This is a genomic window from Parvularcula marina, assembly GCF_003399445.1.
Classification (GTDB): Bacteria; Pseudomonadota; Alphaproteobacteria; order Caulobacterales; family Parvularculaceae; genus Parvularcula; species Parvularcula marina.
In genome coordinates, this window is the sequence record NZ_QUQO01000002.1 from 1 (window position 1) to 16,620 (window position 16,620).

At 55.1% G+C, this 16,620-nt stretch carries 7 protein-coding genes, 1 tRNA gene and 1 pseudogene; 6 read left to right on the forward strand and 3 right to left on the reverse strand.

Annotated elements, in window-relative coordinates; genetic code table 11:
* The 6 genes and pseudogenes from DX908_RS16805 to DX908_RS14025 form a co-directional block, all read left to right on the forward strand.
* Positions 1-108, forward strand: a pseudogene (locus DX908_RS16805) (electron transfer flavoprotein subunit alpha/FixB family protein); the annotation flags it as partial.
* Positions 109-797: 689 nt separating this feature from the next.
* Entirely contained in the window at positions 798-1,892 is a 1,095-nt protein-coding gene (locus DX908_RS14005) for an FAD-binding oxidoreductase (RefSeq protein WP_116393118.1), read from the forward strand.
* Between the two features lie 98 nt (positions 1,893-1,990).
* Positions 1,991-4,297: a TonB-dependent receptor gene (locus DX908_RS14010; protein WP_116393119.1), complete on the forward strand. Its 2,307-nt coding sequence runs from the start codon at positions 1,991-1,993 to the stop codon at positions 4,295-4,297.
* Positions 4,263-4,835 carry a hypothetical protein gene (locus DX908_RS14015; RefSeq protein WP_158548822.1) on the forward strand — a complete coding sequence of 191 codons (573 nt, stop codon included), beginning with the start codon at positions 4,263-4,265 and terminating at the stop codon, positions 4,833-4,835. Before DX908_RS14010 ends, DX908_RS14015 begins: the two co-directional genes overlap by 35 nt.
* 3 nt (positions 4,836-4,838) lie before the next feature.
* Positions 4,839-6,317: a PepSY-associated TM helix domain-containing protein gene (locus DX908_RS14020; RefSeq protein WP_116393121.1), complete on the forward strand. Its 1,479-nt coding sequence runs from the start codon at positions 4,839-4,841 to the stop codon at positions 6,315-6,317.
* Between the two features lie 495 nt (positions 6,318-6,812).
* Positions 6,813-6,888: transfer RNA gene (locus tag DX908_RS14025), tRNA-Phe, on the forward strand.
* 284 nt (positions 6,889-7,172) lie between these two features.
* Here the strand turns inward: DX908_RS14025 and DX908_RS14030 are convergent.
* The 3 genes from DX908_RS14030 to DX908_RS14040 are packed head-to-tail and all read right to left on the reverse strand — an operon-like array spanning position 7,173 to position 16,578.
* Positions 7,173-10,460 (reverse strand): DEAD/DEAH box helicase, encoded by a 3,288-nt coding sequence (locus tag DX908_RS14030; RefSeq protein WP_116393122.1) that lies wholly within the window; start codon positions 10,458-10,460, stop codon positions 7,173-7,175.
* 3 nt (positions 10,461-10,463) lie between these two features.
* On the reverse strand, positions 10,464-13,700 hold the full coding sequence (locus DX908_RS14035; protein ID WP_116393123.1) for a DNA methyltransferase: 3,237 nt from the start codon (positions 13,698-13,700) through the stop codon (positions 10,464-10,466).
* A 19-nt stretch (positions 13,701-13,719) separates the two neighbouring features.
* On the reverse strand, positions 13,720-16,578 hold the full coding sequence (locus DX908_RS14040; RefSeq protein WP_116393124.1) for an SNF2-related protein: 2,859 nt from the start codon (positions 16,576-16,578) through the stop codon (positions 13,720-13,722).
* Positions 16,579-16,620 lie beyond the last annotated feature (42 nt).

Sequence of the window (16,620 nt, forward strand, 5' to 3'; positions counted from 1 at the left end):
AACAAGGACGAGGAAGCGCCGATCTTCTCCGTCGCCGATTACGGGCTCGTCGCCGATCTGTTCGACGTGCTGCCGGAACTGGAAGGGAAATTGAGCTTGTCACGCTAGATAATCTTCCTACGTACTGCTCCCAAATTTAAGCCACGCAATGAAGTACCGATAAGATCAACTTGAGGTCGTTGATAGTCGGGTTCTATATTCCGCTAGCGCTAGATGTTCGCTATATCCAGTCAGCTGTTTCGGTTGGCTCAGATCCTTGTATCAGCTTTGCTCATTTCAATGAGCTGCAATGAACCAGAAGCCTGCCTAGTAATTGAAGTAAGCTAACTGGGCTAATATCGTCTTTTTTGCTTCTTGTGCTGAAGGACACAAAAACATTTTCCATGGCTCTGAGTCGTGTTTGAGGTAGTGCAATGGCCTGTTCTGAATTGCGACACGGTGTTCCACCTTCATGTTCATTTGTCTGGCAGGAAAGGCCCAGAGTGGCGGTCCCCATGCGGAGGGCTCGGCAAGTCCTTGCGAGGATGTTGTGCCCGATGGCGCGGGCAGCGTCGTACACTCGACGCGCCGAAACTGCAGGTGAGGGGAAGAAAGGCCGGGTATCTGGAGGCATCTATTTTAAAAGCCACGGGGGTTTAGCCGGTCCGTTCTGGCGCAGAGATGCCATTCCAGACGCCCAATTGACAATGAGAGTCGTTCTCAATAACGTCTTTCCGGGATTGGTTTCGGGGCAAAGCCAAAATGCGTTCTTCTATTTCGGTTAGCTGGTTGACCGGCTTCTATAAGGGGCCGTGAAAATGATGATGGTACGTTCACGTCGCCGTCGTCCGACTCGACAATTCCTCGAGCCGGCAAAAACTCCCGTCTCCGAAGAAAATCAGGACACGTACTGGTCCGGCTGTCTGATTGTTGCTGAGATTATCATCGAAAGCCCACAGGTGCGTACGCTGCGCCTCATCTCACCTGAGGGCGGCAGCATCCCGTTCCACTTTCTGCCAGGCCAGTATATCGACGTTGAGGCGGCAATCGATGGCGAGACCTATCATCGCTCCTACTCAATCTCTTCCTCGGCGCGACGAATTGACTGTTTAGATATAACTGTGAAGCGCGAGCCCCATGGGCTTGTCTCACCTTGGTTGTGCGATGCCGTTAAACCTGGCGATAGGCTGAACATCCGTGGCCCATTTGGCCAGTTCACTTTCACCGGAACAGAAGCGCAAAGTGTCGTGTTGGTCGGCGCCGGAGTTGGAATTACGCCATTTGTCAGCATGATCCGTACGCTGTTGGATGATGCCTGGAAAGGGGAGGTTCATGCGCTCTTCGGCTTTCGTAACCGGGAAGAAGCGTTGTTCCTTGAGGAAATGGAGAGCCTTGCTGCCACGTTTCCGACCCTCAACCTGCATCTGACCTGGTCGAAACCAGAAAGCCGCAAGCTACGCCCGAAGGGCCGCATTACGCCGAGACTGATCCGGAAGACCATTCCTCGCTGGCGCGACCGGCTCTACTATCTCTGCGGGCCGCTCGACATGATGGATCATGTTCGGAGCGATCTCGTCTGGCGTGGTGTCCCCGTCGATCGTGTGCTGACAGAGGCCTTCGCCCCACCACCGCGCGATGAGAGCCTCGGGGGTGAATTCAAGATTACGTTCCAGCGCTTCGGTGTCGAAATCACATCTGAGCAGGGCGAATCCCTGCTTGAGACGGCGACCCGCGCTGGCGTCATGATGGATTTTTCCTGTCTCAGCGGCACATGCGGCCTGTGCCAAGCCCGGCTGGTTGAGGGCGATGTTGAGATGATGGCCGATGATGCCCTCAGGCCAGAAGATATTGAGCGCGGGGAAATCCTGACTTGTCAGGCATTTCCCAAATCACCGTGCGTGATTGATGCGTGAAAACAACAAAATCCAGATTCTTTTTGCGAAAGAGTTGCATTCTCACTAATGCTGGAACAAACAGCACATGAGAATTAATCGCAAGTTTGGGGATCGTAATGAGTTTCAAGAAATATGCTGGCGCCGCTAGCATCCTGCCCTTCATGCTCGCCTTTGGTCAGGCCGTCGCACAGACAGACGCTGAACCGGCCAGGCAACGCGACGACGATGTCATTATCGTCACCGGGGAGAAGTTCGACCGATCGCTTCAGGATACGCCGGCTTCCGTGCGTGTCATCGCTGCTGAGGATATCGACAACAACAATATCGACGACCTGCGCGATCTTTATCGCCGTACACCGAATGTCTATGGCGGCGAGAGCACCGGGGATTTCGCCATTCGCGGCATTAATGCGTTCGATGTCTCTGGCGGTGGCTCCAGCTTTCTCGCCTCCGTCTATGTCGATGGGGCTGTCATGCCACGGCGCGGCGTCCTGAATGGTCCGACAGATATCTGGGATATCAGCCAGGTCGAAATTTTGCGCGGCCCGCAATCGACACTTCAGGGCCGCAACGCGCTGGCCGGTGCGATCATTGTCCGCTCCACCGACCCAACTTGGGAATGGGATGCCAAGGCCCGCGTGAAAATCGCCGACTATGATTATCAAGAATATGCCGCCGCAGGCGGTGGCCCGCTCGTCGAGGATGAACTGGCCTTCCGTGTCGCCGTCTCGCACACTGAATTTGGCGGCTATGTCGAGAACACCTTCCTCGATCAGGATTCTGCTTTCAGCGACCGCACCAGCGCTCGCGTGAAGCTATTGTGGGAGCCTGACGCACTGCCAGACTTCCGTGCACTGCTGACCTTTAGCCACAATGATCACTATTATGGGCCTAACCTGTCGCTCATCTCTGCTGGCAGCGATGACCGGGAGCTCAACTTTGATACGCCGACATGGGAATCGATCATTACCAATATCACCACACTGGAGTTGGAATACCGTGTGAACGAGAGCTGGACGCTGGAATCGATCACCTCGCACAACACTGCCGATTACGAGTACCAGTATGATGGTGACTACACCGTGGAACCGCTCGGATCTGTATACGACGTAGAAGACGCCACGACCTTCACCCAGGAACTGCGCGGTCTGTTTGACTACGGTGCATTGACCGGTCTCGTCGGTGCTTATTATTTCGACTCTGATGAGGATGTTTACTATGGCGGCCGCCGTTCGTTGACGCTGCAGGCGCTGGGTGTTCCTCAACTGCTCACCGCCCCGCCTGAATTCGGCGGCCTCGGCTTGCCGCAAGCGCTCGCGGATCAGGTGCTCGGAATCTATGAGCCGGCCAACCCCGTTCTGCTCGATACGTTGACGGAGAACCCGGACAAGGTGATGAGCTATGCACTCTTCACCGATGTGCGTTATGATGTGAATGACAAGCTGACGATCTATGGCGGCGCGCGTTATGACCGGGAAGAGCAGGAAAACTTCTTCTCGAGCCTCATCACAGTTGCCAATATCGACGCGCTGCCGGACCCGGTCTTTTATGGCGCCATCGATCCGCAATTGGGTCAGTTGATCGCAGGGCTCAACGCTCAGCTTCTCGGTCAGGCTGCCGGTGCGTCGGGCGAGGCCCCGGTGGCAGACACTACCTTCGAAGCGTTCCTTCCCAAAGTTGGGGCAACCTGGAATTGGACTGAAGACCTGTCCACCAGCTTCACCGTGCAACAGGGCTATCGCTCTGGCGGTGTCGGCGCCAACATAGCGCGGGCAAGCTCATTCACCTTCGATCCGGAATACACAACGAACTATGAGTTCGCGCTGCGCAGTCAATGGCTCGGCGGAGCGCTGACGGCCAATGCGAACGTCTTCTACATCGACTGGACTGATCAGCAGATTTCGATCCAGCTGTCGGGCAACCAGTTCGACTCAGAGACTGTTAACGCCGGTTCCTCCCACCTTCAGGGTGCGGAATTTGAGGTTTTCTATCGTCCGACAAGTAACCTCGATCTGTTTGGCGGTGTTGGCTATGTGAAGACGGAGTTCGACGAATTTTTCGATGAGCGCAACGGCGTCGTTACCGACCTGTCCGGACGCGAATTTGCCGGCGCACCGAACTGGACAGTGTCCGGCGGCGGCACATGGCGCGGCGCAAACGGCTTGTTCATTCATGCCGATGCCAACTATGTCAGCGAGAGCAATGCGGTAGTAAACCCGGCCGTGTTCAACGTCGATCCCAAGATCGACGCCCGGACGCTTGTGAATGCCATGGTCGGCTGGGAAGGTGAGACGTTCAGCGCCTATCTGTATACGAACAATCTGTTCGACGAGGACTATGTCTATCGTCCGGACTATGATGATGGCCTTGCCACCTACGGGGCGCCGCGTGTCATCGGTGTGCGTTTCGATGTCAGTTACTAGCCTCATCGGTATCGTCGCTATCGGAGCCGGCTGCCTGTCGCTCCGTCGCGGCTGGTCCGGCTCCCATAAATCCACCCTGCGCCGCCTTTGGGTCATCGCAGGGTGGCTGCTCATAGCAGCCGGGCTGTACGTCTACGTCATGCTTTATGGTGCGGAGCGGGGCGCAGCGCTGATGCTTTGCGTGCTCGGCATCGCCGCTTTTGGCGTGGTCGCCTTTTCGTATTCTCGAAAGCCGATCAGGAAGTCGGCAGCGCGTGCGCCGCTGGCGCCATCCATCCGAGGTTCGCGAGTCTGGGCCGGTTTCATCCGCTTCCTTTTGGCTGGACCTGTTTCCTTCATTGCCGCCACCGGTATTGGACTCGCCATCGCAATTCAGGCGCCGATGAATGAAGCTGACAGGCTCATTCTCGGCGGGTCGCTCGTGCCGTTTCTCTGGGGTGGCGGCATGGCATGGACCTTGGCTGATGATAAGGTCATTCGTGCAATGATCGTCCTTCTCGGCGCCGGCGCGGCCGGCTTTGCAATCGCAACGGTGTAACTAATGGCACTCTGGCCGAAAATTCCCTCCGGGTTCGTCCGCTCTGTCCTCGCTGGGCACTCGTCTCTAGGTCTGTTCTTTGCAGGCCTGCTTTATCTTATCTGTCTCTCGGGCACGATCATGGTCTTCCATGAGGAAATGGCCGCATGGGAACAGCCTGGTATGCCCGCCGGGGAGCCAAGCGATTCAGCGGCAATGGCCATGCTGGAGAACGCTCTTGTCGCCGGCGCGGAAAAGACTGGCTCGGAGCTTCATTCGGTCTCGCTGTTCACCCAGTGGCGCGAGGATGGGCACACATCCGCTCATTATTATGCCGATAACGGCGAATACGGATCATGGATCGCGGATCCCGTGACGGGTGAGCTGGTAGCCGATAATCATGCGCCGCTGACGGACTTTATCGAGCAGCTGCATATCTATCTGCGCCTGACCGACTATTATGGCATCTACTTGGTCGGCCTGATCGGCGTTGCCATGTTGTCTCTGGTCATTTCAGGCGTGTTGGCGCATCCGCGTATTTTCCGTGATGCCTTCAACTTCCGGCGCGGCGGTGCCTTGCGCCTGCAAGAGGCCGACGTCCATAATCGGCTTAGCGTCTGGGCACTGCCATTCCACCTGATGGTCTCGTTCACGGGCGCCTTTCTTGGCCTGTCCTTTCTCATCGTCGCGATGCTGGCCTTCGTTGCCTATGACGGCGATCAGGCCGCCGCAGTGCGCGCGGTACTTGGCCCGCAGCCGACGGAAGACCACAGCCCGGCACCGATCCCACCCATGATGGATATTCTCGATGATGCGCGCGAGAGGACAGGACTTGACCGGTTGAACTATATCCAGCTGGAACATCCCGAAACCATGGGCCAGATCGTAACGATCGAGATGGCCGCGCCTGATGAATTGTCTTCCGGTGAGGTCGTCTACTACGATGCCGAGGGCAACTTTATCGAGACGTCGGGGAGCGCGTTCGGCTCGATCGGACCACAAGTGCTGGCAGCAATGGGGCCTCTCCACTTCGGCGCTTTCGGCGGCATGTGGGTGAAAGTGCTCTATATCGTTTTTGGTCTGGCATCGACCGGCGTGACGGTGACAGGGATCAGTATCTGGCTCGCGCGCCGGCGAGAACAGGGACGCCCCGCACCACAGTGGGAACGGATCTGGATCGCGACAGTCTGGGGCGGAGCTATCGCCGCTGTGGCGCCGGGACTGGTGCTTTCAAGAAATGAAAGTCTGGGCGATCCGGTCTTTCTTGCATCGCTCGCCATTGCCCTCATCCTGTCATGGATAATCCGTAGACCGCTACTTCTTTCGGGGACACTAAAGGCAATACTTGCTGCTGTCCTCGTCGCACTCGCGGTCATGAATGTGATGGCTCACGGGGAGCTCGCATTGGGCGGCGCATCGTTGGGTGTCAATCTCACACTTCTGGCCGTAGCGCTCGGACTGGTCGCAAGCCTGTTCATGAGAAAGCCAGCACACGAAATATAGGGAAGCGAACACTCAAGGCCATTCGTGCTTATTCGAGGCGAGGTAGCGGATAAGGTCGATCATTGAGGGCGGTAGGTGTACCGTTCGCGACGTGGGCGAATTTGCGCTTCAGCTTCAGGCACTCACCAGCAAGACCCAGTTCTCAACTTGATCTCCCCCGGCGCGCCATTTCATCAATCCAGAACTTGTTCCCGGGTAAGTATGCTGGGCCCTCTGAGCGGTCAGTTCACATGCTGCTTTACAAAATGCTACGGTGCCGAGAGTGGCCATCTGTCAACAAAAAGGATCCGTCGCTTGACCACCGGAAAGAGCGAGAGAAACGGGTTTCTTCAAGCCATATCTGGTTGTGCTGTAGGGCGATTTGAGGACTGGTGCGTGGTGGAGCAGGCGAGCAGGGCGCCACTCACAAATTTTTGAACCAATCCAACAAGAAATGTGGACAGGGCGCCCATCAGCTATTAAACGCTGCGGCTCTGGTCCTCTTCGGGATCAATTGCCCAGGTAGCTCAGTTGGTAGAGCAGCGGATTGAAAATCCGCGTGTCGGTGGTTCGATTCCGCCCCTGGGCACCATTTAAGCCAAAGAATTCAAACACTTGGAAGCATGTCTCCGTAGGGCTGTGCTTCGTACCTAAGCACAGGGTTCAATTGGGGTTCAACTCGTCGGGTCCTGTCCAAAACCGTGACTGGAACAATGGCAAAGGCCGTATAACCGTATACAGCCACATCAAGCCTTTGGTATGCGCCCGCCCTGAGACTCTAAATCAAATTGGCCCATGAACTTAGGTCAGACGGTCTCGTAGAGGCGGCACGGTCGTTGTATAATTTTCATTGGATGTCCCACACGATTGCTCGCTTCAGGCTGCTGCGAGGACGCCGCTGCTCAGTAGGTGGTCAAAGATGTGGCCAATATAGTCCTCGGCCTGTTCCTCCATGAAATAGACATTCATTTCATTGAGTTGATCGACAGTAAGCCCCCAATTGAGCTTCGCGTGCCGGGTCGGCGTGATGACAAAGCTGCTCAGCGATACGTTGGCATTTCCAAGTCGATCTTCGATCTCCTTGATAGTCTCGTGAAACGATATTTTCTTATGTCCGGGCCCTTCATGTTGAAGTCCGTGGGGCTCGATGAACGCGATACTCTGCTTCTTGCCGTTGACCAGCCACAGCAGAAAGTCGGGATAAAAATTTCCGGCTTCAAAGAATCCCATGCCGCGGCCGCGGCTTTCATTCCGCAAGAGGAATACCTCAGTGCCGTCATGTTTCAGGGACTTCTGTTCGGTGTCTAGATAGATAACCAAATCCTCGACAAACTGAATTTCACTTTCGTTTAGCGAGACGGGAGTGACCTGTATTTTACCGCCTTTGCGCACGTGCAGGATTGGCTCGTAAAGATGTTGGGCGAGAAGACAGCCCTTTAGGTCACCTGAAGTTAGCAGGCCTGGCGTCCCAGCATTAATTTCGGCGCTTAGATTTTGGATGTGAGCAATCAGGGTGTTTTCATCGGCATCGACGATCAGTTGGTAGAATTCCGCGCTCGGAATGTTCGGATCGTCAGCTTCAATCGGGCGCAGTTCCAGCCGAGGCTCGATAAACGCCGCTTTGCGATAATTGTAATATTCCTCAGCATACTTCTGTAGAAGCTCCGCCGCCATTTCCTGCCACAACGCAATGTTTGATGGATCGTCAAAAGTCATCCGACCCGAAGGAACGATAATCTTATACCAAGAGGCATCGGCGAGGAGCGGTTTGAGCTGATCTTTTTGTATATTGAAATTGTGCCAGGTTCTCTCGCGTTTGAAGCGCTCTAAGCGGAAGAAAAGATCGTGCTCATCGAGAAATGCTGCATGCAAACTTGAGAATGTTTGCTCGTTCTTCAATCCGATCGTGTCGCCGCGACGTGATTCCAATGATTGAATTCTTGGATACCAGTCAATTGCGATTATCTTTTCCCGCAATTTATCTGGAACCTCGCCGAACATCGGTACAGCAGCATCGCGTTTGAAGTCGTACTCTTTGCCGTTTGCCTTCTTTCGACGAGGACGGAGGACCATAAGGTTCTGCCCAAAATCATAGGTGACATTGAGCGGGATCTGGAAAACTTCCTTCTTGTCGTTTGAAGGCAATTCTTCCTCTTCCAGAAAAGCCCGAAAGCGCTCCATGAAATCTGCTTCAACGCCAAACACGTTCAGCGTTTCAGCATATTGGATGAAATCTGGCTGATGTGAGGGCGTAGAAAATCCACTCCGCTGCAATGACCAATCGTGTCCCTTTAGGCGTACGCCGCGGCCAAAGAGTTGGATGATCTGTGAGCCTTCGGATTTGCCAACATGCATAAGGCCGAGCGTGCTCACGCGCCAGCAATCCCAACCTTCCACAAACCGCTTTGACCCGATCAGTAGATTGAGTGGCGATGACGATTCATTGATTTGACCGAATAGTGTGTCTGAAAACTCGCTATCCAGTACGGTGACGTTTTCAAAATATCGGTCCGCGATATGGCTGGAAAGGCCTGAAGCGTCGCCAACATTGATAAGGCCAAAGGGCGTTTCTGATTGCCCGACCCGCAGCATAATTTCATTGTCATCGCCTTTGATACGGGCCATTGCCAATTGTCCGCCTGCCGATGACTGAAAAACACGCTGGTGAATGTCTTTAAGTAAGTCTCGCGCAGTCAATCCTTCCGATGTCATCAGTGTGTTCAGATAAGCGAAGCCTCCAGAAAAAATATCGTTTCCGCCCGCATCGAGAAGGCCGGTTTTCTCGCCGTTCCCCGAGATAATATTCTGAATTTCATTTTCGGCGGCTGAACTGTCACTCAAAAATCTCGCTAGAAAAGCGATGATTTTTCCGACGTCCGAAATCGTACCTTCTTCGATTTTTGTCTTCTTACCACCGGTAACGCTCGCGCCGACGAAGACCCAGAGCGGCTTCTCGATATTGTAGTCGGCGAACGCGACCTTCTTGTCCTCATAGAGGCGCAGTTGCTGATAATAAGCGAGCAGGCAGGCGGTCAGGTAAGAAAATTCGACGGCGAGTCGCGCAGCAGGTGATTCCTTGTCCTTCGGCAGGTTGAAGATGCGGTAGTCCTTGCCGTACCCGTCCTCGTAAAAATACCGGTATGAATAATCAAACAGCACCGACTTGGCGTAGGCCGCTGTGATCGCGCTGTTATTGGCGGCGGTGGTCGCTTCCTTGAATGTCGCGGAATACTCGAAAACGAAACCGCGTTCGGCGAGCTTGGCGCGATTGGCGAACCAGCCGCGTTCCTCTGTGCTGCCCATGCCACGATGTGCTTCGTCCACCAGAAGCAAGTTCTGGTCGCCCAGATTGCGCACGGCGATCGTGTTCGGGCCGTCCTGTTCGCCGAGTTTGGTGACTTCGGTGAAGTCCATCTGGCGGAGGCCATTGCGCCCGGTTGAGAGGAGATCGCCGCTATCGGTCATCAGACGCTCGGCGAGGATGCCGCTGGCCTTGAGCTCGCCTGCATGTTGGCGAGACAGGCCCTCATTCGGCGTGATCAGGATGGTTCGCGTCAGATCATCTTTCAGTGCCGACTTACCCGCATAGTGCCGGAATTGCAGGAAATTGACATGCATCAGCAGCGTCTTGCCCGAACCTGTGGCGTTCTGAAGGCAGACCTTGTTCAGCTCGTCGAGCGTGAAGGGTGTGATTCCAGTCTCATACCCTTCGCCTTCCCAATAGGCATTGAACGTCTTCACATAGGCATTCAGATCACGGCGCAGAGCGTGGATGTCGGCGAAATAGCGGTCGAGATAGATCTCCGCGAACAGGAGCGAGAGCCACTGATAATATTTCCAGACAATCGGCCGTGCGCGCTTCTCATTGATCGCCAGCGTATGGCTGACAATGTTCTGCTCATAGCGCAGCAGGTTGGCCTTGGTGATCGCCGCGCCGTCCTGCAGCTCCAGATCGAGATGCTTGTAGAAGCGATGGAGATTGTCCGCATCGAGACCGTCCGCCTTGGTGGCGAGCATGTCCGCGAACGGTTTGAAGGGTTTAAGGCTCTTGTGGCCGCGCTTGTGCTGCAAGAGCGGATCATAGCCGAACAGGCTGACGATCCACTGGTTCAGAACGAGCTTGTGGCCGAAGGGGAGCTGTTTGGGTTTCTTCGCTTTGGCCACGACCTAACCCTCAACATCCCACATGGCCTGGTGGAAGGCTTCTTCGAGGAGGCGGACTTTCCAGCTTTCGCCTTCCTGACGCAGGTTCGGCAGGTTGTTCGAGCCGTTGACAAAGATGACATCAAACTCGGTGTCCTGCGTCGAGAGGCGGTATTTGCGGAACCACTCATCCAGCATCAGATTGTCTTCTTCGAGATTGCCGGTCAGCACGCGCCAGATGACCAGTGTCTTCTCACGCGACGTGTCATCGCCGGGCGTGGTCAGCGTATAGCCCTCCACCTTGCGGAAGCGCCATTTGCCGGCATCACTTTCGGTCAGCTTGCCATCGACGATGAGGCGCGTGGTCTCGTCCTTGGGCAGTTCCGGATCGGGCTCGCGCTTGAATGTGGCGTCAAAGCCGCGCCAGCGATCAAGATGCTCCACATGCAAGCCGATCAGCCAGTTGAGAGTTTCGACCAGATCAATGGCGCGTTCGGTATATTCATCCGTACCCGGTGTTTTGATGTTCAGGCGATAATCGGTCGGGTCGTCAAAGGTCTGGATATTGAGCAGAGACGGGCTGCCCTTGGTCTCAAAATCGAGCCAGTATTTCAGCATATAGTCGCGGCTGAAATCCTCGCCCGCCGCGCCAAGGTCAGGCGACGGCCGCAGCGCGAGATTGTTCAGCGTGTCTTCATAGGATTCGAGGCGGAGATATTTGAAGGCATGGGAGAGGCCGTCGCGAGAGACGGGTTTGCCGTCTTTCCATTCAAGCGAGTAAGCAGCTTTTGTCACACGCGGCCTGGTGACCTTGTCAAAATAGTCTCCCATTTCAGCCAAAACATACTTTCGGGCCCCACCATCGCGGCCATTCAGATCTAGCACTGCTTGTGCGGTCGTTCCTGAGCCAGCAAAAAAATCAAATGTGATGTCTGTTGTCCCTGAAACAGCAAAAATAGAGTCCTTTACGGTATGGACTGATTTTGGAAAGTCGAAAGCCCCCTTTGGAAAGCCCATGTTTGTGAGAACTTTTGTGCCAAAATCACCGGCTATGTATTCATTTCGATCCCAGACAGTTTTGAATTTGTCATGCGTTTTAGGCTTCTTGATCTGAATTATACCCTTTCCGTTGATTTCTACTTTCAAGGTCGGAACAATTCTCCCAACTGTGTCCTGTGCGTAGCGCCACTTCCGCTCCACACCCTCTTTGTCGATTGGATAGACAGCTATCGTGCCGTCCTCCTGTTCAATGTTTGCAGACTCAGGATGAAAGTCATCATCGGACACAGGTCCTACGCCGACAATCTGGTCACCTTTAACAAAAATCGGGTAGAAGCAGTTTCGGGCATCTGTTCTTAGTGACTCTGTCCCCCAGTTTCGCAGATTCGAGTAATCCCAATCCGCCTCGGGAATTTCGGTTTCATTTAATCGGCTGAGCGAAGGGGGCAGAATGAAATACGCAAATTCGTTGTTATATGAAAAGAAGCTGCCTTGAATTCCCTTCTTATTGTGTATCACAGAAACGCAAGTTCGCGCGAAATTAGGAAAGCAGTCATCAATCAAAAGACCGAGGCGCTCAACTTCATTTTCGTCGATAGCGATTACCATCGACCCATCTTCAGACATGACAGACTGAGCGGCGAGCATACGATCGCGCATAAGCGTGACCCAGCTCGAGTGCTTATATGCATTTTTGTAGAGGATCTCGCTGGTCGCTGCGTTGTAAGGCGGGTCTATATATGTGCACTTTACTGTTCGCTTCAGCTTCCGGTCAGCATGGCGTATGGCTTGAAAGTTCTCTGAATGTATAAGCAATCCCCCCAAGCCCGCATCCAGCCCTTGCATTTCGGCCACCATCTGATCCCGGAAGTCCGCGCCGAACAGGGCCGTATCGATCAGCAGCTTGTCATTGGCCTTAAGGAAATCCACCGTCAGCGGCGTTGAATAGCCGTCCAGATCGTCGATGGCGAAGAGGCGCACCCATTCCTCGCGCTGGGCGTCATTTGCGGCGATCTCGGGATAGAAGTCTTCCGGGATACGGTCGAGCGTGATGCAATATTGCGTGTCGGTGACGAATTTTTTCTTCAGCCAGAGCTTTTTCTGGAAGTCCTCCAGCTGGGCGAGGAAGTCGATCAGATGGCGCGCAATGCGGCGCAGCACTTTCACGCGCGCGAGATAGGCCTCCACCTGCGGGGCGTCCGCCGTCTCGATATCATCAAGGCGCATGATCTCGTTCTTGATATAGAAATCGAGCTCACGGCGCAGGAACCCGCCAAGGTCCTTATGGATGAAATAATCCATCGTGTTGCGCGCCGTGTATTGCGCGAGATATTTCTCCAGCAGGGTGCGGTCTTTCTGTTTCTCCGTCGGCGCAGGCGTCATCAGCGCGGCGGTGAAAGCCTCCGCCCCTTCGAGTTTCGGCAGGGCGGCCTTGATGGCCTGGGCGGCTTCCTCCAGCCGCTTTTTCGCCCAGGTGCCGGACTGGCCGGACTTTTTCGGATCGGCGCGATACTCAAACTGCAGGACCAATTCGGGCTCGCCCGCCTCATTGGTTTCGAGCTTTACCGGCTCCGCCTCGTGGATCAAGAAGAAGCGCTCGGTCTGTTCGCTCGCCTTGACATTGTTGTGCTCGCCCTCGCTCGCTGACACGATGCGGGAATGCACGGTCATCGGCTTGGCGGTATCGAGCTTTGGATGCTCCGGCGCCTTCGTCGGATCGAAGGTGAAATTGGTCAGATATTCTGACGTCTTGATGTAATACTGATCGCGGTTCGCCCAGTGCAGATAGACCTCGCGGCCATCATAGGGCACAGCGTAGGGCGCGGCCTTGCCATCCGTCTCGCGCGCGAAGTAGCGCCGCGACATGAAATCCCCGGCATCGTAATAGCGCTCGAAGAAGCGATAGAGATGGTCATAGACATCGCCCTCATGCGTATCGGCATTGCGCACGGCACCGAGCGCGGCCTTGGCTTGTTGCACGGGCTTGAAGTTTTCTATCGCTTCTTCAGGGACGCCATCCGCTTTGGCTTTTTCGCGGGCGTCAGCGTAGGCTTTCTCTGCCGTCTTAAGCGCATCAGTATCGGCCTCACCGAACGCATCCTGAATGATCTTTAGTAGATCATCTTCCAGGAACCGGGACACCTGATCGGCCTTGGCATGCATGATCCGGTAGAGACCGAAATCGAGGTCAGGCTGATCGAGCTGGAACAGCTCTTTCAGGAGGCTGATGAGGCGGGCGCGTTGTTTGTCGTTTTGGGTCATAGTTGTCTTTCAGGCCTGCTCAGATCACTGTCCAGCGGACAGCGAACAGGGCGGTGCGTTCAATGCTTTGTTGAAGGCGCGCTTCGATCTCGGCGATCATCGCGTCGCGTTTTTCGTAAATCTTGTCCTCGACTTCGAAGATGTTCTGGCGAAGCCGGCGTTTGGATTTTTCGATCTCTTGGATTTCGGTCTGGATCTGATGCTGGCGCTGGGGATCGCTTGAGGCGCGCATTTCGCGCTTCAGGTCGCGCTCGCGGTTCTTGGCGTCGACCAGCTCCTTCTCCGCCTGAGCGACAAGATCGTCGGCCCAGCCTTCCAGTTTCTTTGATTCCTCAATCATCCATTCCGATTTGCGCTTCTGCACATCGGCGAGGATGGCCTCTTCGGATGTTGAGACCGCCGTCCGCATGTCGGCTGGTGTCGGTACAGCCTGTTCGGTGATGGTTTTCACCGGCAGGTCAAACAGCCGCCGTGCCGCGGTCTCGGGCAGCACGCGGCCATCATCGGCGCGGGCAACGATAATGATATGGTCCTGATCATCTGATCCCCGCACGGACAGCTTGTGCACCAGTGCCGTACCGCTTGCACCGACAAAGGGCTCCAGCGCCGCCGCCTTGGCAGGCCAGCCGGTATAATCGAGTGTGAGGGACGCACCGTTGAGGCTGCGGCCCGCCGCGCGTTCCAGCACATGCCGCGCAAGGGGATGGCCAAGGCGATAGCGGTGACCTTCGAGGCCTTCCTTGCGCAGGAAGTATCCGCCTACGGGCGCATCTACGCCGTCAATCGCCTGTTTCAGCGTGAAGGTGTGGTGGCCGTCATCAAAGTGCGCCCGCTTGCCGAGCTCATGCTTGGTCAGCGCCCAGAGAATTTTGGTGTAGCGATCGAGATAAGCGCTGGCCTTCTCCATATTCATCTTTAGGCGGTCATGCACCTCAGCGTCGAAATGCTCGAGCAGCTTTTGACGCGTATTGTCCATAGTTTCCGCGATCTGCTCATCCATTTCTGTGCGCAGCGTCTCAAAGGCGGTTTCAATTTCATCAGGCGTGCGACAGCTCTGATAGATTTTCGAGATGCGACGCTCGAAATCGACGCCGGATTCGATTGCGCCAAGGATGTCATCGCTGGCGCCGAACACGCCACTAAATAGTTGGAACTTTTCAGAAAGTAGCTCGAACACACGCTGGTCGGCGGCATTGTTGCGATTGAGAAAATTGACAACGACCACGTCGTGTTTCTGGCCATAACGATGACAGCGGCCTATACGCTGCTCGATCCGCTGCGGATTCCAAGGCAGGTCATAATTCACGACCATGGAGCAGAATTGCAGATTGATGCCTTCCGCTGCCGCCTCCGTCGCGATCATGATCTTCGCGCGATTGCGGAAATGATCCACAAGCGCCGCGCGCATGTCCGCCGTGCGCGACCCCGTCACCTTATCAGTGCCGGCATGCTCCGCTTTCCAGGCCTCGTAGATTGCCTTGGACTGCGCGTCCGCATTCGATCCGTTGAACAGGACCAGGTCTTCGGCATATCCGTTTTCGGACAGTAGTCGGACGAGATAATCCTGCGTGCGGCGGGACTCGGTGAAGATGATTGCCTTTTGCGTCGCACCTAGTTCATCGGCTTTGTCAAAACCGGCAGTGAGCGCGGTTAGCAGTGATTTGCCTTTAGCGTTTTCCGAGATGGACACTGCCAGTTCCTGAAAGCGCCTTAACTCAGAAATTTCGTCCTTGATGGCTGTAATATCATCGTCGGTGAGGAGTTCAGGCGGCGTCTCGTCATCGATCCATTCTTCCGCCGTTTCCTGAAATCCGTCATAATCCTCTTCGAGGTCTTCGGTGATCTCTTCTTCAAGATTATTCTTGACTGCTGCATCGTCTTTCAATTGCCGTTCCAGCCTGTTGGCAAGGGTGTTTAGAGCGCCCGCAATAGCAAAGGTCGATGAGGCCAGCAGCTTTCGAAGGATCAGCGTCATCAGTGTGCGCTGACTTGACGGCAAGGCAGCTAGGGTCGGCCGTCTCAGATAGTCGGAGACATGATCATAGAGCTGTTGCTCTTCATGACCGGGGGTGAATTCCTGCGTGATCGGGATACGGTTCGTGTAGCGAATATATTCGAGCACTTGCCGCCGAAGCGTGCGGTGGCAGATCGGCTCTAGCCGGGCTTTCAGCTCATCGAACTGTCCATCGCCAAGTCGGGCATATTGTGCGCGGAAACTCTTCGCGTCGCCGAAGGTGTAATCGTCGATAATGCTGACTAGGCCATAAAGCTCCATCAGAGAGTTCTGGAGCGGCGTGGCGGTCAACAGGATTTTAGGGACATTGCCGAATGCCGTCTTGAGTGCACGTCCGACCTTGTTGTCCGGCCGGTATACATTCCGCAGGCGATGTGCTTCGTCGATGACGACGAGGTCCCAAGGCGTCACCATGAGCTCGTCGGCATGACGCGCCGCAAACTGGAATGAGCAGATCACAATAGCAGGCTGCTCGAACGGCCGGCTTCCGCCATTCTTGATGATCTTGTTGTAGTTTCGGGTTTCAATGATGAAGCTCGGGAGAAAGAATTTTTCCTCGATTTCCTGCGCCCATTGTTTTCGCAGGCTTGCCGGTCCGACAATCAGTATCCGTCTTTTGCCTTCGGTCCATTTCTGCGACAGCACAAGACCGGCTTCGATCGTCTTTCCGAGCCCAACCTCGTCGGCGAGGATCGCGCCTTTTGAGAGCGGCGACTTGAACGCGAAAAGCGCTGCTTCGACCTGATGGGGGTTGAGGTCTACCTGTGCGTCAAACAGGGTCCCGGCCATCTTCTCGGCATCGGCCACCGAATGGCGACGCGACAGCTCATGAGCGAACAGTTTAGAATGATAGTTTGTAGTCACGTCGCGCCTTTATCCTCGTTTGCTTTCCGAGACAGCACAATA